The organism is Alteromonas sp. D210916BOD_24 (assembly GCF_047159385.1).
Taxonomy (GTDB): domain Bacteria; phylum Pseudomonadota; class Gammaproteobacteria; order Enterobacterales; family Alteromonadaceae; genus Alteromonas.
Window position 1 is genome coordinate 429,899 of record NZ_AP038333.1, and the last position, 22,619, is coordinate 452,517.

The 22,619-nt window shown below is 44.8% G+C and carries 14 protein-coding genes; 9 read left to right on the forward strand and 5 right to left on the reverse strand.

Annotation, left to right across the window (positions count from 1 at the left end; genetic code table 11):
- The first annotated feature begins 3 nt into the window (after nt 1-3).
- Both ACMCM8_RS01895 and ACMCM8_RS01900 read left to right on the forward strand, forming a co-directional pair.
- The gene (locus ACMCM8_RS01895; protein WP_412724896.1) at nt 4-612 is read left to right on the forward strand and encodes an energy transducer TonB; all 609 of its coding nucleotides are present in this window, start codon (nt 4-6) and stop codon (nt 610-612) included.
- 6 nt (nt 613-618) lie between these two features.
- Nucleotides 619-1,950: a tetratricopeptide repeat protein gene (locus tag ACMCM8_RS01900; protein WP_412724898.1), complete on the forward strand. Its 1,332-nt coding sequence runs from the start codon at nt 619-621 to the stop codon at nt 1,948-1,950.
- 109 nt (nt 1,951-2,059) lie between these two features.
- Here ACMCM8_RS01900 and ACMCM8_RS01905 read toward each other — a convergent pair whose 3' ends face one another.
- The 5 genes from ACMCM8_RS01905 to ACMCM8_RS01925 all read right to left on the reverse strand — a co-directional run bounded on the left by ACMCM8_RS01905 (nt 2,060) and on the right by ACMCM8_RS01925 (nt 9,934).
- Nucleotides 2,060-3,175, reverse strand: coding sequence for a response regulator (locus ACMCM8_RS01905; protein WP_412724900.1), 1,116 nt, complete (start codon nt 3,173-3,175; stop codon nt 2,060-2,062).
- Nucleotides 3,168-6,557 (reverse strand): PAS domain S-box protein, encoded by a 3,390-nt coding sequence (locus ACMCM8_RS01910; protein WP_412724902.1) that lies wholly within the window; start codon nt 6,555-6,557, stop codon nt 3,168-3,170. The genes ACMCM8_RS01905 and ACMCM8_RS01910 overlap by 8 nt, the downstream gene beginning before the upstream one ends.
- On the reverse strand, nt 6,500-7,660 hold the full coding sequence (locus ACMCM8_RS01915; protein ID WP_412724904.1) for an FIST signal transduction protein: 1,161 nt from the start codon (nt 7,658-7,660) through the stop codon (nt 6,500-6,502). The genes ACMCM8_RS01910 and ACMCM8_RS01915 overlap by 58 nt, the downstream gene beginning before the upstream one ends.
- A gap of 149 nt (nt 7,661-7,809) precedes the next feature.
- Nucleotides 7,810-9,375, reverse strand: coding sequence for an AMP-binding protein (locus ACMCM8_RS01920; protein WP_412724906.1), 1,566 nt, complete (start codon nt 9,373-9,375; stop codon nt 7,810-7,812).
- Nucleotides 9,376-9,469: 94 nt separating this feature from the next.
- Nucleotides 9,470-9,934 carry a hypothetical protein gene (locus tag ACMCM8_RS01925; RefSeq protein ID WP_412724908.1) on the reverse strand — a complete coding sequence of 155 codons (465 nt, stop codon included), beginning with the start codon at nt 9,932-9,934 and terminating at the stop codon, nt 9,470-9,472.
- A gap of 98 nt (nt 9,935-10,032) precedes the next feature.
- Between ACMCM8_RS01925 and ACMCM8_RS01930 the strand changes: the two genes are divergently transcribed.
- The 7 genes from ACMCM8_RS01930 (at nt 10,033) to lysC (ending at nt 22,482) form a co-directional block, all read left to right on the forward strand.
- Nucleotides 10,033-11,253, forward strand: a complete 1,221-nt coding sequence (locus ACMCM8_RS01930; protein ID WP_412724910.1) for a PQQ-dependent sugar dehydrogenase — start codon at nt 10,033-10,035, stop codon at nt 11,251-11,253.
- Between the two features lie 392 nt (nt 11,254-11,645).
- Entirely contained in the window at nt 11,646-14,456 is a 2,811-nt protein-coding gene (locus ACMCM8_RS01935; RefSeq protein ID WP_412724912.1) for a bifunctional aconitate hydratase 2/2-methylisocitrate dehydratase, read from the forward strand.
- A 581-nt stretch (nt 14,457-15,037) separates the two neighbouring features.
- Nucleotides 15,038-16,354: an ATP-binding protein gene (locus ACMCM8_RS01940; protein ID WP_412724914.1), complete on the forward strand. Its 1,317-nt coding sequence runs from the start codon at nt 15,038-15,040 to the stop codon at nt 16,352-16,354.
- A 361-nt stretch (nt 16,355-16,715) separates the two neighbouring features.
- On the forward strand, nt 16,716-17,630 hold the full coding sequence (locus ACMCM8_RS01945; protein ID WP_412724916.1) for a DNA ligase: 915 nt from the start codon (nt 16,716-16,718) through the stop codon (nt 17,628-17,630).
- Between the two features lie 307 nt (nt 17,631-17,937).
- Nucleotides 17,938-20,550: a bifunctional aconitate hydratase 2/2-methylisocitrate dehydratase gene (gene acnB / locus ACMCM8_RS01950; RefSeq protein ID WP_412724918.1), complete on the forward strand. Its 2,613-nt coding sequence runs from the start codon at nt 17,938-17,940 to the stop codon at nt 20,548-20,550.
- A gap of 72 nt (nt 20,551-20,622) precedes the next feature.
- Nucleotides 20,623-21,072, forward strand: coding sequence for a DUF192 domain-containing protein (locus tag ACMCM8_RS01955; RefSeq protein ID WP_412724920.1), 450 nt, complete (start codon nt 20,623-20,625; stop codon nt 21,070-21,072).
- A 60-nt stretch (nt 21,073-21,132) separates the two neighbouring features.
- Nucleotides 21,133-22,482, forward strand: coding sequence for a lysine-sensitive aspartokinase 3 (gene lysC / locus ACMCM8_RS01960; RefSeq protein ID WP_412724922.1), 1,350 nt, complete (start codon nt 21,133-21,135; stop codon nt 22,480-22,482).
- Nucleotides 22,483-22,619 lie beyond the last annotated feature (137 nt).

Here is a 22,619-nt window from a genome sequence, read left to right on the forward strand (position 1 = left end):
ATCATGCCACGATATTTAATCGCATTTGTACTCTCCCTTGCGATCACGTTAGGCCTGTTCTTCTTGATGCAATCGCTTATCAAGATGGGTGGTAGTGCACTAACGGAACCGCCTAAGGGAAGCGTGCTTGACTTCGTGAGAGTTAAGCAGGAAGAACAGGTAGAGAAAAAAGATCGCAAGCCGAAAAAGCCTCCTAAGCCAGAAGAGCCGCCCCCGCAGATGGAGCAGCCTCAAATGGACTCGCCTTCTCCAGATGCTGATGGGACGTCGATGGATTTTGGTGCTGAGGTAGGCGACGACATCTCGCTAGAAGGTGGATTAGCGTTAGAGTCTGGTGACGGTGAATACTTACCAATCGTTAAAGTGGCACCTGTCTATCCACGTCGAGCATTACAACGTGGGATTGAAGGCTTTGTCATTGTTGAATTTACTGTAACTAAGCAAGGTGCTGTACGCGATCCGATTGTGGTTGAAGCGAATCCTCAGGGGATATTTGAACAAGCTGCAATCGATGCAGCCATGAAGTTTAAATATAAACCTCGCGTGGTTAATGGCGAGCCTACGGAAGTATCAGGCGTGCAAAACCGCATTACGTTCCAAATTGATGGGTAACAGAACATGATGAGAAAACAGACGAGTACACTACTAAGTGCATTGGCGTTTGCAGTTGCATCAGCCGCTGTCTCTGTACCTGGCATGTTGGTAGCCAAACACGCGGTGGCGCAAGAAGAAGCCGTAAAAGCAAGTGATAAACCAACCCGTCGCGTACCGACACTGCGCGGCAAGGTATACGAACAGTTAGCTCGCGCTCAGACTGCGGCTGATGAAGCTGGCAATGTTGAAGAGGCTATTTCTATCCTTAAAGAGGTAGAGGACAAGTCTCATTCGATGAATGCCTACGAAAAAGCCATGATGTACAACTTTTTCGGCTTCATTTATTACAATAATGAAGACTACGCCAAAGCCCTAGAGTCATTTGCAAAAGTGGTTGAACAGCAGCCTATTCCTGAAAAGTTTGAAATGACCACGCTTTTCAGTTTGGCACAGCTCAACCTGATGCAGGGTAATTATGATGAAACGATCAAGTACTTAGAGCGCTGGGAAAGCCTGAACTCAGGCTCTATACCTTCTAAAAACAAGGTAATTAAGGCACAAGCTTATTATCAGAATAAAAAGTACTCTGAAGCGGCCGACTGGATTACCCAGGCTATCAATGATCACGAAGCAGAAGGCATGATCCCCGATGAGGGATGGTTGATCCTTCAGCGCGCGGTGTTTTACGAACTCAAACAGCCTGAGAAAGTAAAAGACGTGTTGATTAAAATGGTTAAACTTTTCGATGAGCCTAAGTATTGGATCCAGCTTGCAGGTATGTACGGTGAGTTAGGTGAAGAGCGCAAGCAGTTAGCTATCATGGAAACGGCTTACCAGCGTGGTTTCGTTGAGACGTCAGCAGATATCTTTAATATGGCTCAGCTCTATTACTATCATCGCGTACCCTACAAAGGGGCGAAGTTGATGGAACAGGCTATCAATGATGGCGTGCTAGAAAAGAACTTGCGCAACCTTAAGTTTTTAGGTCAGAGCTGGTCACTAGCGAAAGAGCAAGATAAAGCGATCCCAGTGATGTTACAAGCAGCTGAGTTGTCGGAGGACGGTGAGTTGGACGCACAACTTGCTCAAATCCTACTGAACGAAGAGCGTTTTGATGATGCTATAGCTGCAGCAGATAGAGCCATTGAAAAGGGTGAGCTGAGAAACCCAGGACTGGTATACCTCATTAAAGGCATGGCGCTTTACAATAAGAAGCAATTTGCGTTGGCACTTAACCAGCTAGCTGAAGCGGAAAAGCACCAGAAAAGTCGTGCTATGGCACAACAGTGGAAACAATTTGTCCAGGGTGAGAAACAGCAAGCTGACAGGATCGCGGCTGAATTAGGTTCGAGTTAAGTCACTCGTTATCACAATTAATTGTTAATAGTCACTAAGCCATCCTACTTAAACCTAGGGTGGTTTTTTGTTTGTAATGTAGGAAAAGCGAGGACTAGATTGCGCTATTTTAGTCGTACTCATTGTCTTTGACGTGGCAAGAACGCGGTAAAAAATTGTGTATGGTTGGCACAATATTCTTGTCTTCAAAGGTTAACCAATATGCTTTTGTGGCCAATATGTCTTTTTTTACACTTAAAAAGCACTGTACTAAATTCGGGTCAAAGTGTTTACCCGAATTCATCTCAATATAGTCAAAGGCTTCTTTGACACTCCATGCCTTCTTGTAGGGACGTTTCATGGTGAGTGCGTCAAAAACATCTGCTAAGGCCACTATACGTGCACTCTCAGGGATATCATTACCAGAAAGGCCGTTAGGGTAGCCAGTACCATCCCATTTTTCATGGTGACATAAGGCGACTTCCGCAGCCAATTGAAATAGCGGCGTATCACTTTGAGAAAGGATTTGATAGCCGATACTGGCGTGGCTGCGCATGATGTCCAATTCAATATCATCCAGTCTTCTTGGTGCTTTTAATATATTGTCAGGGATACCAATTTTGCCCGTGTCGTGCATCGGGGCGGCTTGTGCGAGTAACGTCGCCCGTTCGTAAGACCAGCCGTGAGCGAGAGCAAGACATTTGCTATAGGCGGCCATTCGCCAAATGTGATGGCCTGTATCAGTGTCATTATAGTGGCCTGCAGCGGCAAGCATACTTATTGCACTTTGTTGGCTTTTTTCCAATTCAGAAGTGCGAGATTGAACCAGATTCTCAGTGGAGCGCATTTGGTGAGCTAATTTTATCTGCGTATTAACTCGCGCAAGGGTTATGGCTGGGGAAACGGGCTTAGTAATGTAGTCCACAGCGCCTAATTCGAAACCTTTTTCTTCATCCTCTCCTTGCACCAATGCGGTGACGAAGATGACTGGAATTTGACTGAGATTTTTGTCCGATTTCAATTTTTTGCAAACATCGAAGCCATTAATCCCTGGCATCATGATATCTAACAGGATAAGGTCAGGAGTGTGCTTTTCTACAATCTTGAGAGCGACTACGCCAGATGGCGCCACCTTTACGTCGTAATAAGGGGATAAAATGCCAGAAAGAATATCAATATTGGCGGGTTCGTCGTCCACAATGAGAATACTGAATCGATGTTGAGCATTGGCAGTAGATTCAATCATTGAGTAATTCTTCCTTCATATTACTAATATATTTTAGCGCACCATCGAAATCATATACGTTAACAAACTGTTTTATCTTGTTTATTTGCAAGGCTAAAGTAGTGTCAGAATAAGTGTTACTGAAACGGGCAAGTTCGTCTATTGCCTTTACATCGTAGTGTTCTAACTTTTCAACAACCGTCTGGAGTTCTCGTAAGAATAGTTCAACATTAACTTCTTGTTTAGTAATAGTACTTGTTTTTTGGTCTGGAAATCGCTCGATGGTATGAGCAATCAAACGCAATGTAGCATCCAGCTGCATCGACATGTTCGAAATGTAATCACTCTCTTGGCGAATTTCACCCCTTAGTTTACTAATGGTATTGACAACACAATTATAGAGCGCTGTAGCACCGATATGTTGAGAATCATTTTCTAGTGCGTAGATCAGAGCAGGGTTTTGCGATTCACCGTGTAACATGTCTAATAATTGTGACATTACTTCAGCTCTGCTGTATTTGTCATAAAACGACAATAATTCGGCCAAAAATTCCGTGGCTGGAGTTGTTGATACTGGCGGTGCTACCTCTTTATATCCGGAGTGAATATGGATATCGATAGTATGTATGATTTCATCTGCCGTGGCTGGTTTCGTCAAGTGTTGGCACATTCCTGCATTGAGTGCGCGCTGACTCGCTTCAGGAGATTCATCGGCGCTCAATGCGATGATGGGGGTAAACCATCCTTCTTGTTGTGAAAGCTTTTCAGCCAACTGATAGCCGTCCACTCCCGGTAGATAACAATCGAGGAGAATCACATCAAAAGAGTTATGCTCACATATTGTATCGGCCTGTTCGGCAGAGCTTGCAGTGGTCACATGCATGCCTAAATCGGCGAGAATTTGTTGGCTAACTTCCAAACTAATAAGGTCATCATCTACTACTAATGCAGACTTTTCTCTTAATCGAAGTCTTCGCCATTTCTTACTTTCTAATCCTTCTTCCTTTTGCGGTTGCTGTGAATTAGAAGACGGTGAAAGAGCAGAAATTAAATCAGAGTCAGTAAAGGGGAGTTCGATTATGCTAATGCTGTGATACAGGGCTTCACCAACACGTTTTTTTACCTCTTCTTTCGGGAGCGGGCTCACCAAAGTCTGGGCATTCAAATGTTGGTACTTGTTGTCTTGTATATCGCCAACCAATTGTTTCCACGCTTTTTCGCTCTCAGGTAACACCAGTAGTGTGTGTTCAGCCTGCGCCGGGTATGACGAGGCATCTCGCGCGATTGTGTAACTCTTCATCCCAAGTCGGGTAAATGTGGCGTTGATGATTTCTGTACACAAGTTCACACTGTCATCGGCTTTTATACACAACACTTCACGCGGAAGTGCTACGGGGAGGGGAGAGGCCACAGAAGGACAATTATTCTCACACAGTGGGAGTGAAAATGAAAAATGGCTTCCTTGACCTATTTCACTACTGACGGTAAGTATCCCCCCCATTTGTTTGACTAGTTTGTCGCAGATCGCAAGGCCTAAACCCGTTCCTCCAAACTTGCGTGATATGGTTGCATCAACTTGTTCAAACGCTTTAAACAACTTACCTTGATTTTCCTTGCTAATTCCCATTCCTGTATCGCTGACCCCAAACGTCAATGTGTTACCATTTTGCTCAACAGAGAAGACGATTTCGCCCTGGTGTGTAAACTTGATGGCATTGCTGATTAAATTCAGCAAAATCTGGTAAATTTTTTCGCTATCGCCTATGCAGCGAATATTGGTGTTACAGCGTAAATCGAAAAGCAGTTGGAGGTGTTTTTGTTGTGCTTTGTATTGGAAGATTTGCGCCAGTTTGTCGATAATTTTTCGTAGAGAAAAGGGTTCATTTACCAGCTTGACTTTATTCGCTTCTACTTTTGAAAAATCCAAAATACTATTGATAAGGTCGAGCAACGACACCGAACTTTTTTGAACTTTTTCAAGGTAGGATTGCTTTTGTGCAATATCACTTGACTCAATGGCAAGGTGAGTTAACCCAATGATGGCGTTCAAGGGCGTGCGTATTTCATGGCTCATGGTCGCCAAGAAGCTACTTTTGGCGGCATTGGCACTTTCAGCTTCTTCAAAGGCTCTCTGGAGTTGCCTCTCAGTGGCCTTTTGATTACTGATATCGCGAAATACGCCCACGTGGCCATCAGGATTTCCGTCTTTGTCCTTTAAGGGAACGGCAACGATAGATATGGGGAAAAGCCGGCCTTTTTTATCGGTAAAGTAATCCTCATAAGACTGATATGACTGGCCTTGCACGATGTTGTGATTTACTGGGCACCGTTCTCTAGGCAGCAAAGTGCCATCCTCTTTTTGGAAATGGACGGTATCGTGAAACCGCCTGCCCTCAAGCTCTTCAATAGTCCAACCAAGTAGTTCAGAGGCTTTGGGGTTGAGAAACTGTGTTTTTCCCACTCCGTTGACGGCATAGACGCCCTCTCCAATACTGTCGGTGATACTTCTGTAAAAAGCTCGGCCTTCAGCCAGTTGTTTTTCAAGCAATTTTTGTTCGGAGATATCAGTGCAGATGACCACCACACTGTCTACCCAATTGTGATGATTGTGAAAGGGGACGGCGGTAGCAAAAAATGCTCTGGGTTCGCCAGACTTAGTCACGCTATGCAGTTCGCCTTGCCAAATATTGCCTTTAGTGAGTGCCTTGGCAATGTCTTTTTGTTGCGCCTTACTGACGTTATTTACATTGAATGTGTCAGTGTTTTTGCCGATTAACTCTTCTCTTGTAAAACCTGAAAACTGACAACATTTGTCATTGGCACTTAATATGGTACCGTTGAGATCAACCGTCGCCACTATACCGTGTTTGTCCAATGCTTGACGTTGCATGATGAGTTCACTTCGCGTGGTTTTTTGTTCTTTGATAAGCTCAAGTACGAGTGTGGATAAATCCGAAATATTAGTGAATGCGTCGTCGATAGTGGGTTTGTTTTGCTCTGTGAGAAGCTTGTTTACTGAGTGGCGAAGGGTGTCGATCACCTGCTTTTGTTCTACCACCTCAGCGCGAATTTTTTTATTTGCTGCAATCAGTTCCTCAGAACTTAACCTCAGGCTACGATCCCGTAATTCGATATCCCGTTCGTTAAATTCATAACTGTCGTTGACACGCGTGATTAATTCTTTCAGTCCCCTCACAAGGTGAGCATACTCACTAGGCGGGCAAGCTACATTGCTGCTTGCACTGCGCTCTTCTTCATCGTGTGTAACACGTTCTATCCAAGCGAGAGCGTCTTCATCTGAGCTTAAGCCAAATGACTTCCTGAGTTGTCTAAGCAAAAGGGCATTCAATGATCTGCTTCCCATAGCAATGTGACCGAGAGGGTTTGGTTGTGGAGTTGACATAAAGAATGATTATCAAAAGGACTCAGTTCACCGTATGAATAATAACCCGCTAATTTTGTGTTAGCGGGAAAGTGACAATGCAATTCTTCAATTTCTTCTTGCACTCTGTCACCCATAACAAGGCGACGACCCACACAGCTAACCACGAGGCCAAGGAATTCACTGTCAGTGTCCATAGCACTGAAGTCTTCTCCTGCCGTCGCGTTTTGTATCGCAATGGATGCTCCGTCAATTAAATCATCTGTTGAGGCATGCATTAGCCTTACGTATTGCTCGTCGAGTACTTCTCCACCCAGTACTAGACTGCCGTCTTTTTCATCTACATTCAATATTGTGCGAATTAATCCCGTTGCTTTTCGTTTGGGGCCTAGTATTTCAAACGGAAAATGGAGGCCACTGGAAGGCAGCGTCGATGCGTAGTCCCCGAGGTAATGTTTGTAAGTTTCTAATGCTGGCTTATCGTCTAACTGAAATAAGATGTTTTCTTTTGATTTGCTCACACTACGTGCAGGCCCGAAGGAACGCCAACCGCCAAACGCCCCATACCTGAACTGAAGGTTGTTACCATAAAATCCCACAGCCACCACTTGATTAGGATGAAATCCAGAAGGGCTTAACACATGTGTTTTTACAAAGTTGTCTGCATCGCCGGCCAGTCCACCGCTAATACCAACATGGGTTGGCAGAGCGCTGGTTAATCCCTCAATGATAGACGAACCATTACTAATTATCCCTGGCGCTATTATGTACACAGCTTTAAGGTCATCCTGGTGTATCTGAGCGCCAAGCTTCGCGCCACAGCTATAGGATTCTTCGACGGTATTGAGCGTCTGGGTATGCACCACAACATGGCTATTTGAGGAAAACTTAATTGCAGATATCACAACATGGTTGATTAGCACCTGTTTGTCATTTATTTCACCTGCAGTGCTACAGCCCACTAAGTTCGGTGATACGTTTTTAAGTGAAGTGTAAATTTTGTCATCTGTGAGTTGAGAGGGCGACGCGAATACCATGAGTAAGTCAGGCTGAAATTCAGCTAACTCCCACAAGCGATGATCAAGTTGATCAACTTCTGTTAGCACCAGCGATTTTGTTTGCATAGAAACTGAGATATGAATGGCTGTATATTAGGTATAGTGCCAAATGGGTTATGCATCAAATATAAAGCGTCATTCTTTCGTAGCAATATTTTGATTTTTAAAGATTAAAAGGCGTCAGAGATAGAGTATCTGACGCCGTCTTTTGGGCGCTATTTTCGCAGTTCTCTTCTAAGAATTTTACCTACAGTGGATTTGGGAAGCTCATCCAAAATTTCGATTGACTTTGGTACCTTGTAATTGGTGAGATATTGGCGACAGTGCTCGGTAATCTCCTCTTGGGATATTGCTTCACTGACAGTAATAAACGCACATACACGCTCCCCTGTTTTGTCATCTGGTTTGCCGACGACGGCGGCTTCCATTACTTTGGGGTGGGAGGTCAGTACATCCTCAATCTCGTTAGGATACACGTTGAAACCCGACACAATGATCATGTCCTTTAAGCGATCGACTATTTTAATCGCGCCAGAGGGGGTACGCACGCCAATATCCCCGGTTTTAAAGAAACCGTCTTTTGTCATGACTTTGGCGGTTTCATCATCTCTGTTCCAGTACCCCATCATGACTTGAGGGCCTCGCACTGCTATTTGGCCTGACTCACCTTCTGGTACGGGGTTGTCATACGTGTCCAGAAGCGCGATTTCGGTATCTTCTAAAGCCGGTCCAACGGTGCCGATTTCTTCTTTTCCTGGAATATTGAACGATACTACGGGCGCGGTTTCTGACAGCCCATAACCTTCAGTAATGATATTCCCAGTGACTTCTTGCCAAATTGATACTGCTGCTTGCGTCAACGCCGTTCCGCCTGACATTGTGAGGTGTAATTTTGAGAAATCGAGCTTAGCAAATTCAGGGTGTCGCCCAAGCACCACAAATAACGTATTAATTCCCATGAAAGCACTCATGGAATGAGGCTTAAGGGTTTGAATAAAGCTGTCCACGTCCCGGGGATTGGGGATCAGTATAATTTGAGTGCCTTTGGCGAAAAGTGCCATCATACCTACGGTAAACGCGTAAATATGATAAAGAGGGAGGGGGCAAATTAACACTTCTTGCCCTTCTTTAAACCCTTCTCCAATACGGTCAAGCATTTGAATGCAGTTGGCGAGGACATTTTTATTACTTAACGCCGCACCTTTGGATACGCCAGTTGTGCCTCCTGTGTATTGCAACATAGCAAGATCATCCAATTGCACTGAAGGACGTGAAACAGCGGGTAATGCACTGCCAATCTCAATGGCTTTAGTCAGCGATATACTGCCTTCAATGTCAGGTGCCGTGGTAGGGTCGAGTAATTCGGTTGCTGAGGTGGTAACGACTGTTGTAATACCAGTTTCCGACTTAATATTCTCATACTTGGGAAGAAGATCACTGAGAATGACTAAAGCCTGCGCGCCGCTGTCAGTGAACTGGTGTTTCATTTCTCGTTCGGTATAAAGGGGGTTGGTGTTAACTACCACCAATCCTGCACGAAGGGCGGCATATACTGCGATAGGGTTTTGGATCACATTGGGTAATTGTATGGCGACTTTAGTACCTGGCGTGAGCTTAGCGTGGTGTACGAAAAAGCGCGCAAGCGCAGACGATTTACTATCTATGTCTGCGAAGGTAAGTGTTTGTCCCAAAGCGGTATAGGCAGGTCTATCCGAAAATTTATGTAAAACACTTTCGATGTAATCGGCTAAACAGTTGACGTTATCTGGATAACTTATCATGTTGCTTGTTCCTAGTAGGGCGCGTTTATTATAAATGTCGCATAACATTAGCAAACTTAACTTTTTATTTACATGTTTGTTGGTTTATTTAGCCTTATAAGTTTGAATGATAAGTTGGTTGTAACTTTGCGTAGACCCATCCTGCTACTGCACCAGACAAACACTGGGTAATAAAACCTGTTGTGGTGCGCGCGCCTGCGATAAGTGTCACATCTAAAATAGGTTGCATGGCCATCAACATTACAAAAAACGCCAGCCCTCCTGCGAGAGGAAAAAGAAGGCCTGATATTCGCCTTTTTATCGCTGTGATACCGTGTTTTTGTTGTATGTAGAAAAAAAGGTGCACAAGAGCAAAACTCAGCCCAAGCGCCATGGCGATAACACTGCCATAAGTAGGAAGCAGTCCTTTGGCGTCTTGTATTATCATAAAAAGCCAATCACCGAAGGTGATGGTGATACCAAGGTCGTTTAAACCCCATAATACCGAATGAGAGTGCGCTAAACTCGCCAGCACAAAGCCGACTGCCCATGCAGGTAAAAAGCGAAGTAATATGAGCATTAGTGGAGCCTGTTGAACTTTGCCTTAATAGTAAACAGGATTTTGGTATACCATGATAGCCAGACCAAATAAACCGTCTAGTGGATCGAGGAAAGGTTATGTGGCAGTGGGTGTCATCTTTTAGCGTAGCGATATTGTCGTTGTTTTTTTGTATTGAGGACAGCGTGTACGCTGGTGCGGGGGATTCGTACGACGATATTTATGATGACGCCCCTACAAGTAAATACACGCCCTCAAGTGATGCTACTTCTACCTTCTCATTCGAGCACTACGTGTTAACTGAATTACTGAGGGATTTACATTATCCCAAGGCAATCGAAAGCATCATAGTAAATAAAGTGGCACACCATGCCGATAGTCAAGAGGAGATAACCGTCGTCGCTGAGCGCGATGGCGCCTTGGTGATCCTTACCTCTCAAGGTAACGTTAAGCGTTTTCCGATTGCCCTTGAACAGCTCTATACCCAGGGACAAGGTGGAGTTATTGATCTCCTTATACCGCATAACTTTGCTGACACTGGACAAATACTACTCAGTTACTCAAAAGGTAATGATGACGCCAATAAACTAGCGGTAGTCAAGGCTAGGTTGTCTTTGGTCTCTGGCGTAAGTCATATCGAGCAAATATTTGAGGTGAAGCAAAGCAAGGACACCCCCGTGCACTATGGTGGAAAAATGGTGGAGTTGGCTCCCAATGCTTTTCTGATCACGTCGGGAGATGGCTTTGATTATCGCGAACAAGCTCAGCGACTTCAGTCTCATCTGGGCAAAGTAATAGGCTTTACGCTTCAAGGGGAGCCGCTAGAGAATCCTCCTTTCCCTGAAAATCCGTATATTTACACCTTGGGTCACCGAAACCCACAGGGGTTAGTGATAGACGATAATGGGCAGGTTTATCAGCATGAGCACGGTCCTGATGGTGGTGATGAATTTAACTTGTTAACACCCGGTCAAAACTACGGCTGGCCAGTAGTGACGTTGGGCAAAGACTATTCGGGAGCGAGGATTTCCCCATTTACCGAGTATCCCGGTATGACTCCGCCGTTGGTAGACTGGACTCCCTCCATCGCGCCATCTGCTATGCTTTACTACACTAAAGAGGCATTTCCTTCGCTTCAACAGTCGTTTTTAGTGACGTCGTTGAAAGCCAAAACCGTGTATATGGTCAGGCGCAGTGGAGACAACTATGCGTCATCACCAATAATAGAGCAGGTTAATCAACGCATTAGAGATATTACGTCGGATAGCCAAGGCAATCTGTTCATCCTTACTGATGGGCATTCAGGGAGTGTCATTAAGGTGTCCGCTCCTGCTACTTAGTTAACTGACAAATGTAAGTAAAGTAATAGAATTGGTGGTATTTTGTACTGGTAGTACCATAAGCAACATCAATGTCTGGAATAAATGCAACACTATTATTTATCTTTATTGGTCAAACCAATTCAAGGGTTGAGGAGCCGTTAAAATCAATGGAAATGGTTTAACTATATGATTTTTATGTTTTTTGTATTTTTCGGGCAAGATTGTCAATAATCGGGGGATAGTGAAAAAGTCAGTTTATTTTTTTGAGCGTCGGCATAACCGACAACATGACAACTTTCAAAGATTACGTAAATGCCAAAAATCGGTTAAAATATCCCTTATTTTTATATGCGTATAGCTAAGACCGACTTAACACTACGCCCAAGTAACACTAAGACCGAGAGAACTATATGAGTTTGTATTCAGAATATCTGGTAGAGATCGAAACCCGTAAAACGGAACTAGGTCTTAACCCTAAGCCTATTGACAGTGCTGATTTGCTGTCTGAAATCATTGCTCAAATTAAAGATACAACTAATGAGCATCGCGAAGGCTCTCTAAAATTCTTTATCTACAACACGTTGCCAGGCACTACACCTGCGGCAGGTGTTAAAGCACAATTCCTTAAAGAAATTGTACTTGGCGAAGAAAAAGTAGAAGAAATTACGCCTGAATTTGCATTAGAGCTACTTTCTCACATGAAAGGCGGCCCGTCTGTAGAAGTACTACTAGACCTTGCATTGTCAGATGACGAAGCGGTATCAAAAAACGCTGCAGAAGTATTGAAAACTCAGGTTTATTTATACGATGCAGACACAGAGCGTCTTGAAAAAGCCTACAAAGCTGGCAATGCTATTGCTAAAGACGTACTAGAGAGCTACGCAAAAGCAGAGTTCTTTACCAAACTTCCTGAAGTACCAGAGAAAATTGAAGTCGTGACATATATTGCGGCTGAAGGTGATATCTCTACTGACCTTCTTTCTCCAGGGAACCAAGCCCACTCTCGTGCAGACCGTGAACTTCACGGCCAATGTATGATCACGCCAGAAGCACAGCAAGAAATTGTTGAGCTTGGCAAAAAGCACCCTAACGCAAAAGTGATGCTAATTGCTGAAAAAGGCACAATGGGTGTAGGTTCATCACGTATGTCAGGTGTGAACAACGTTGCACTATGGGCGGGTGAGCCAACAAGCCCTTACATTCCATTTGTAAACAAAGCGCCAATCGTTGCAGGTACTAACGGTATCGCGCCAATCTTCCTTACTACGGTAGATGTAACAGGTGGTATCGGTCTTGACCTTAAAAACTGGGTTAAGAAAACTGACGAAAACGGTGAGATCGTTCGCGACGCAAACGGCGACCCAGTACTTGAAGAAGCATACCCTGTTGCCACAGGTACGGTACTGACTATTGATACTAAAGCGAAGAAACTATACAACGGTTCACAAGAGTTGGTTGACGTAGCTGGCTCGTTTACTCCTCAAAAAATGGAGTTCATGAAAGCGGGTGGTTCTTATGCGGTGGTATTCGGTAAGAAGCTACAAACTTTTGCAGCAAAAACGTTAGGTATTAAAACACCAGATGTGTATGCAGCGTCAAAAGAAGTCTCTCACGAAGGTCAGGGCCTGACAGCGGTTGAAAAAATCTTTAACCGCAACGCGGTTGGTGTTAATTCAGATGCACCGCTTCACGCAGGCTCAGATGTTCGCGTTAAAGTTAACATTGTAGGCTCTCAGGACACTACAGGTCCAATGACATGCCAAGAACTAGAGTCAATGGCGGCATCGACGATTTCACCTCTTGTTGACGGTGCATATCAGTCTGGCTGTCACACCGCATCAGTATGGGATAAGAAAGCACAAGCTAACATTCCTAAGCTTATGTCGTTCATGAACAACTTTGGTGTGATCACTGCACGTGACCCTAAAGGCGTTTACCATGCAATGACTGACGTTATTCACAAAGTACTTAACGACATCACAGTTGACGACCGCGCTATCATCATCGGTGGTGACTCGCACACGCGTATGTCAAAAGGTGTCGCATTCGGTGCTGACTCGGGTACGGTAGCACTAGCACTGGCGACAGGTGAAGCGGCAATGCCTATTCCTGAGTCTGTGAAAGTAACGTTCAAAGGCAGCATGAAGCCGCACATGGACTTCCGTGATGTGGTTCACGCAACACAAGCGCAAATGCTTAAGCAATTCGCTGGTGAAAACGTCTTCCAAGGCCGCGTAATTGAAGTACAAATTGGTACATTATTGGCTGACCAAGCGTTCACGTTCACTGACTGGACGGCAGAAATGAAGGCAAAAGCCTCAATCTGTATCTCTAACAACGAGACGATGGTTGCGTCACTTGAGCTTGCTAAGAGCCGCATTCAAATAATGATCGACAAGGGTATGGACAATGAAGCCAACATGCTTCAGGGTCTAATTGACCTTGCTGATAAGCGTATCGCTGAAATCAAGTCTGGTGAAGAGCCAGCACTTGCGCCAGATGACAACGCGAAGTACTACGCAGAAGTGGTCGTTGATTTGGACCAAATTGACGAGCCAATGATTGCAGACCCTGACGTAAACAACGATGACGTGTCTAAGCGTTATACCCACGACGTTATTCGTCCGGTTTCTTACTACGATGGTAAGCCAGTAGACCTAGGTTTCGTTGGTTCTTGTATGGTTCACAAAGGCGACATGCAAATTATTGCACAAATGCTACGTAACCTTGAGAAGCTAAACGGTTCTGTTGAGTTTAAAGCGCCGCTAGTCGTTGCTCCACCAACATATAACATTGTTGACGAGTTGAAAGCGGAAGGCGATTGGGACATTCTTGCAAAATACGCGGGCTTCCAGTTCGACGATGCACATCCTAAAGAAGCTGCACGTACTAAGTACGAAAACATTCTTTACCTAGAGCGCCCTGGATGTAACCTATGTATGGGTAACCAGGAAAAAGCGGAACCAGGTGATACTGTAATTGCCACCTCTACGCGCTTATTCCAAGGCCGCGTTGTTGCTGACTCTTCTGAGAAGAAAGGTGAATCACTGCTGGGTTCAACGCCACTCGTTGTTCTTTCAACCGTATTGGGTCGTTTCCCAACGGTAGAAGAATATAAAGGGGCAGTAGAAGGTATCGATCTTACTAAGTTCGCTCCGCCTTCAGAAGATTTGGCGGTTAAGCCTAAGTTTGAAGCTGACGTAGCGGTTAAGCGCGTTTAAGCACCTAACGCTTCACGCTTAGTTTGAAAGCCCTAACTTCAGTTGGGGCTTTTTTGTACCTGAAATAAAATAATGGGGTCAGAGTACATTAGAAGGGTAAAAGGCTCTGCGTTAAAGAGCTGAAAATGTACTCTGACCCCATTATTTTTCTGGAGAGTTGCTTTTTCGTCCTTTTTCATGCTTATACTGCGTTATCAATCATTTATTCACATTCAATTCACAAAATGTCTCAGCAGCACACAATAGAGTTCGAATCCATTGGCGAAGTTACTTCAGCTTTACGAAGCGCTGGTTTCAAAATTCTGCTGGTCTTTTCATTGCTAATCTTAGTAGTAATCGCAATTACTCAACCAAATAACGTTTATGTGGCTTTGTTTTTTGGTCTGTCATGGTGTGCAATTTCTATTACAGGAATAATCTTTTTCAATTATCGAGAGCAATTAGCCAAACTGTGGGCTGTGCTCACTATTCCGGTGGCCCCCTATCTTGTTATAAGTAATGGACTTTTACCTGCAACGTTAGCGCCCATTGCCACTATACTTCCAATTTTGCTGCTTTCTAATGGGTGGAGAGTGTGCGCAATGGCTGTAGTTGCGAGCTGTGCGTTTCTTGTACCACTTCACGAAGGAAGCTACGATAAAGGGCTTTGGCTAAGGCTTTGCGTGACCAACCTTGTGGTGTCTCTGCTTATTTATGCATTAGCAAGTCTGCTAGAAAAAGCCCTCGTTGAAAGTAGAAAGAAAACCCTTGAGTTAAATAGAGCTCTGGCAAGTGAAAAACAAGCCTCTGCCGCACAGTCCCGTTTTCTGGCGACCATGTCACATGAAATTCGCACGCCATTAAATGGTATTTTGGGATTAACTGACGTTATGCTGTCACATGAGATCTCGGAAAGTGCTCGGCCAAAGCTGGAAAAAATTCAGCGTTCGGGATTAACACTTAGCAGAATCCTAAATGATGTATTAGATTTATCGAAGCTTAACGCAGGTAAACTCACACTGGAATTCATGCCAGTAGACTTAGTGTCGATTTGCAGAGATTGTATTACCTTTTACCAATCGTTGGCGACCGCAAAGGGAATAACGCTGGACATGGTAATTGAACCGGACCTTCAAACCTCTGTTGAAGGTGATCCAACCCGACTGTCTCAGGTGCTTAACAATCTTATAAGCAATGCAATTAAATTTACCCAACAGGGCGGGGTAACATTAAAGCTTCAAAAAGGTCCTGTCTCTCCCACCCACTACATCATCAAGTTTTCGGTTGTAGACACTGGCGATGGCATCGCAAAGTCGGAGCACAGCAAAATATTTGAACCTTTCACTCAAGCCAGTAACAGCGTCAATCGCATCCACGGTGGAACGGGATTAGGGCTTCAAATTGTGAAAAGCCTGGTGGAAGCTATGGGCGGACATATCTATTTAACAAGTGAGCTGGGTAAGGGAAGCGAGTTCCAGTTTGAATTACCTTTTATTACGGTTCAGGCACCAACACCTGTACCTGTTACGACAGATGCTCGTCATCGTTTCAAGGGCAGGGTGCTGGTTGCTGAAGATAATGAAATTAACCAGATGGTGGCTAAGTCTCTACTTGAAGATGTTGGTATAGAGGTGACTTTGGCTTGCAACGGTAAAGAAGCACTTTTGCTAGCGACAACGCACGTGTTTGACCTGATCTTAATGGATCTCCATATGCCAGAAATGAATGGCGCAGATGCAGCTGAAGCATTACGTTTAGCGGGGTGTCGCATTCCAATCGTGGCTTTTACCGCAGCAGTAGTTAATGAGGAGATAAATCACGCTTTAGCCTGTGGAATGGATGGGTATCTCACTAAGCCAGTAAACAAGAACGAGTTATATACAATGCTCGGTCGATACCTACCAGTAAAGCATGATTAGAAGCGCCATATGTGGGGATATTCTTATGTTCAAGAGGAGGGCAATTCCCCGTTGATTTGTTTCCTATCTCAACGTCATTTAAACGTTTACAGGCGGTTACCGTCTAATGAAATGTCTTGTCGGAACACAATAGAATTAAAACGGGTTTCAAGTTTTAAACCACATAACGTCAGGGCACTACTTTAAAGACAAATTGGTCGACCTCAATATTTTTTCCTTACTTCGTAAAGTAGTTATGGAGTAACCCATTTTTATAGAAGAGATTACGCCTTTTCCACAAAACCATTCTTTTGCCCAGTTTCTCGAGTACCCAGCGCAGCGTAGTCTATGTGGCTCTTTTTATATCTCGGGAAGCCTAATAATGCCTAGTATTGGTAGGATAGTCAGTGTGTTTTTTGCACTTAGTGTGGTATGTGCCAGAGAGACGGTGAGAGAGGTGGAGACGGTTCGCAAAGAAGAAACCGAATATAACTCTTCATTTCCAAAAAACAACGCCGTTCAACTCGCGACATCATTTGAATTTGAGCAAACTCGCCTTTTATTAAATCAATATTTAATCAGTGAAAAATTAGATGGTATTCGTGCGCGTTGGACAGGAAGTACGTTGCTCACCAGAAACGGTAATCGGGTTCACGCGCCAGCATGGTTTTTTGATAAATGGCCGAAACAAGTATTAGACGGTGAGTTGTGGGTAGGACGAGGACATTTTGAGTTAACCGCCTCTATTGTGTTAACCGACACCCCAGATGCGCGATGGCAGCAAGTACGCTTTATGGTGTTTGATATGCCAGAATTAGCACAGCCTTTTCATGTTCGAGCCAAAGCTATTTCTCGACTAGTGGCAGATACGCAAAGTCCAACCTTGAAAGAGATAAACCAGTTCACCTTAAACGATCATCACGCGTTAAAAAGTGAATTAGACCGTATAGTGGCACTGGGAGGAGAAGGGCTGATGCTGCATCATCGCGATGCCTTGTATAAAAGCGGTCGAAGCGAACACTTGCTCAAAGTTAAACAACACCACGATGCCGAGGCAAGAGTGATAGCGCACTTGAAAGGGAAAGGACAATATTCAGCAATGATGGGGTCGCTGCTTGTTGAAACCCGAGAGGGGATAAGATTTAAATTGGGCAGCGGCTTTTCTAGAAACGAGCGCTTACATCCGCCCGCGATTGGAAGTTGGGTAACCTTTAAACATTTTGGTTTTACGCGCAAGGGAAAACCCCGATTTGCAAGCTTTCTTCACATTCGACCTGACAGTGATATGCCTGATTAGACCGTTTCGTCTCACACTTCTCTTCTCTTTTAGTTCCCAATTGATGATGGTTATGAGTTGCGGGTTTCTAGGCCAATTTTAAGCCATTTTTAAATCACTTTTTGTGTTTATTGTTATTTTTTCTAATTGATTTATTCGTTCTATATTAAGTGTGCTGAATAGCGACTATTAACGATTAAATAGTCGCAAAAATGTAATTTAGACGGGTTAGTCGCTATACTAATGGCGATTTATTAATCACACCTTGCGTCAAGTGCGTACAAGACCGTTTACTCCCATTGCGCAAGCTAACTTAGAGGAAGAGACTGTGTTACAAGACTACCGCAAACACGTTGAAGAACGTGCAGCCTTAAGTATTCCCCCTAAACCTCTCAATGCCGAACAGGTGGCTGGTCTAGTTGAACTATTGAAGAACCCGCCGGAAGGTGAAGGCGAATTTTTACTTGAATTACTTTCTGAACGCGTACCGCCAGGTGTGGATGAAGCCGCATACGTTAAAGCTGGGTTTTTATGTGCAATCGCAAAAGGTGAAGATAGCTGTCCCCTTATTTCAAAAGAAAAGGCAGTGGCGTTATTAGGCAATATGCATGGGGGCTACAATATTGTCACACTCGTTGAGCTACTTGATGATACAGCTCTTGCTCCTTTAGCAGCAAAGGAACTCAAACACACGTTGTTGATGTTTGATGCTTATCACGATGTGGAAGAAAAACACAAAGCGGGAAATAGCTTTGCCACAGAAGTGATTACGTCGTGGGCCGAAGGTGAATGGTTTACGTCGCGTAAGTTGATGGACGATAAAATGACTTACACCGTGTTTAAAGTGACAGGGGAAACCAATACCGATGACCTGTCACCAGCACCCGATGCATGGTCTCGTCCTGACATTCCTCTTCACGCCTTAGCGGCTTACAAAATGCCCTGCGAGGGGTTAACCCCCGAAGAACCTGGGGTGAAAGGGCCCATGAGTCAAATTGAAGACGTGAAAAGTAAAGGCTATCCGGTTGCTTTCGTAGGGGATGTGGTAGGTACGGGCTCGTCACGTAAGTCGGCCACTAACTCGGTATTATGGTTCTTTGGTGAGGACTTGCCCGGTGTACCTAACAAGCGCGGGGGCGGGGTGTGCATTGGCTCAAAAGTGGCACCTATTTTCTTTAATACAATGGAAGATGCTGGCGCATTGGTTTTTGAAGCCGATGTGGACAAAATGAATATGGGTGATGTGATCGATATCTACCCATTTGAAGGCAAAATAACCAACCACGAGACAGGAGAGGTGCTCACTGAGTACAGCTATAAGTCGAAGGTAATTTTGGATGAGGTGCGTGCCGGTGGACGTATCAACCTCATCATTGGCCGCGGTCTTACTGAAAAAGCGCGTGAGACATTGGGCTTAGGTCCAACAGACTTGTTTAGAAAACCTGAGCAGCCAAAAGACAGTGGCGCAGGCTATTCATTAGCACAAAAAATGGTGGGCAAAGCGTGTGGTGTTGAAGGCATTCGCCCAGGCACTTACTGCGAGCCTAAAATGACAACGGTGGGATCGCAAGATACCACAGGCCCAATGACTCGTGATGAGCTTAAAGACTTAGCGTGCCTTGGCTTTACCGCCGATTTAACCATGCAATCATTCTGTCACACCGCCGCTTACCCTAAGCCGGTGGATATCGAAACGCAGCACACTTTACCTGATTTCATCATGAATCGCGGTGGTGTATCACTGCGCCCGGGAGACGGCATTATTCACAGCTGGTTAAACCGCATGTTACTGCCTGACACAGTAGGCACTGGCGGAGACTCTCATACCCGTTTCCCATTGGGTATCTCGTTTCCGGCGGGCTCAGGGTTAGTGGCGTTTGCTGCTGCGACAGGAGTGATGCCTCTGGATATGCCAGAGTCTATCCTAGTGCGCTTTAAAGGTGAAATGCAGCCGGGTATTACCTTGCGAGATTTGGTTCACGCCATTCCGCTTTACGCGATAAAGCAAGGCCTACTGACGGTAGAGAAAAAAGGTAAAATTAACGCCTTCTCTGGCCGTATTCTAGAAATTGAAGGGCTTGAGAACCTGACTGTTGAACAAGCATTTGAATTATCAGATGCGTCGGCAGAGCGCTCTGCCGCGGGTTGTACCATTAACCTTTCGGAAGCGTCGATTGCTGAATATCTACGCTCGAATATCACCATGCTTCGCTGGATGATTAACGAAGGGTATGGTGATCCGCGCACATTAGAACGCCGTGCTCGCAAGATGGAAGAGTGGTTAGCTAACCCAGAGTTAATGCGCGCCGATGCAGATGCAGAATATGCAGAAGTCATAGATATTGATTTAAGTGAAATCAAAGAGCCCATCGTGTGTTGTCCTAACGATCCTGATGACGCAAAAACGCTAAGTGATGTCGCTGGTGATAACGTTGACGAGGTGTTTATCGGGTCGTGTATGACTAATATCGGCCATTTCCGTGCAGCGGGTAAGTTGTTAGAGCAATACAATAAAACCCTGCCTACGCGTTTATGGATGTCGCCTCCCACAAAAATGGATAAAGCCCAGTTAATGGAAGAAGGCTACTACAACATCTATGGACGAGTAGGTGTGCGAACGGAAATGCCTGGGTGCTCGCTTTGTATGGGCAATCAAGCTCGTGTGGATGCAGGTACCACCGTGCTTTCAACTTCTACGCGTAACTTCCCCAACCGCTTGGGCGACGGTGCGAATGTTTATCTGACATCGGCAGAACTGGCCGCAGTGGGCGCCATTGTTGGTCGCATTCCGACCGCCGAAGAATACATGGAATACGCTAGTAAAATTAATGCCATGTCAGGCGAAGTCTTCCGTTACTTAAACTTCGATAAAATGCCTAGTTTTAAAAAGGCAGAAGAAGAAGCCAAAGCGCGCATTATTCCAACATTGAATGTTGCTTAAAATAGTGTATAAACTACTAGGCCGGCCCCTGGAGTAGGGAGCCGGTTTTTTTATGGCGAAAAGGAATGTCTAATGGAAAAATCTTTCTTTATTGTTGCTGCGCTTATATTAACCTTGGGGTGTGCAAAAGCGCAGGACGAGCCTGAAGCTTTACTCAATACGGTGACTTTTGAAAGAGTTTCACTAATGATTGGCGGCGAGCACTATGAAGTTGAATATGCCAGTACCTATGAGCAGCGTGCCCGTGGACTGATGTTTCGCAAAGCGTTGTGCGAAAACTGCGGTATGTTTTTCAGATTTTCTTCGCCAAAATATGCGGGCATGTGGATGAAAAATACCTTCATTCCTCTCGACGTAGCATTTATTGACAGAAAAGGCGTAATAACGGATATAAAACCTCTTACCCCGCATAGTTTGGAGTCGGTGGGATCGTCAAAAGAGGTACTTTACGCGTTGGAAATGAACCAAGGGTGGTTTGCCGAAAATAATATAAAAGTTGGCGACCAAATCACGATTGATTAGCCATGTTAGAGAACATGGTTGTACTAGCTTTTTGCTAGTTTAATTCTGGAGTTAAATACAGTGACAAATGCTTTATCGATAGCCAAGTTCGGTGGAACTAGCGTTGCCAATTACGACGTAATGCAAAATTGTGCCCGAATTGTTGCCGGTAATGAGAAGACGCGTATTGTAGTAGTCAGTGCAGCAGCTGGGGTAACTAACCATTTGGTTAGCTTGGCACACACGCCTATGACGCAACAGCAAATTGAAGCGACCTGTCAGGCTATTATCACTATCGAGCTTGCTATCCTTAACAGATTGAAAGACAAAGACGTTGTTGAACCAAAACTCAATGACTTGCTTGATGAAATGCGAAGCTTAGCATTTCACGAAGAAATATTGCACCGCGACGATTTAAAAGATCAACTACTCTCTATGGGCGAGCGAATGTCCTCGTTAATGTTTTCCTCTGTTCTTGCTGAGCAGGGCGTGAAGACGATGAACTTTGATGTGCGCAAAGTGCTTCGAACAGACAGTGAGTTTGGCGAGGGGGCCCCTCAAATTGAAGAAATCGCTAAGCTTTCAAAGCAGTTACTCGCACCTGAAATCAACGATGCGATTGTGGTAACACAAGGCTTTGTGGGCGCAGACGAAGAAGGTCGCACAACCACGCTTGGCCGCGGTGGCTCTGACTTTACCGCTGCATTACTGGCGGAAGCTTTGGACGCAGAAAGCTGTGAAATCTGGACAGACGTGATTGGCGTGTATACCACCGATCCCCGGATAACTTCGGCTGCCCGCCCGCTTCCTGAATTAAGTTTTGAAGAAGCGGCTGAAATGGCCACATTCGGTGCTAAAGTGCTTCACCCCGCTACGATGGAGCCTGCACTGCGTAAAGACATCAAGGTCTTCGTCGGCTCCAGCAAAGAGCCAGAAAAAGGGGGTACCTGGATTGTTCGAGATTGCGAACACGAGCCACCCTATCGCGCAATTACGCGTCGTAAAGAGCAAGTCATGGTAACGGTCAAAACCCCTAAAATGATGTATGCCCAGGGCTTTTTGCAACAGGTGTTTTCAATCATCGCTAAGCACAAATTAAGTGTTGATTTGGTTACCACCTCAGAGATATCGGTATCTTTTACATTGGATAACCCTGCCAACTCAGTGGCCCAGCGTTTAAACAAAGAAACCATTGCAGAGCTTGAAACAATTTGTGATGTAAAGGTTGAGAAGGGTTATGACTTAGTAACGGTGGTGGGTAACAACATGCAAACGGCAGTGGGTGTATCCAGCAAAATTTTCGCCGCAGTAGCGGACTTTAACCTTCGCATGATTTGTTTTGGTGCCAACCCCCACAATCTGTCTTTTCTGGTGAATGAAGCTGACAGCGACGATATAGTTCGAAAATTACATAGCGCATTGTTTGAATAATCCCTTATTCAAATCATGAGTACAACAATAGAAAAACGGTCTTTTTATAAGGCCGTTTTTTTATCGATATAGAAGCGCTTTGGACAATCGGTACCAGGAGAATTGATTGTATTAAATCAGCTGGTAAGGGAAGTAAA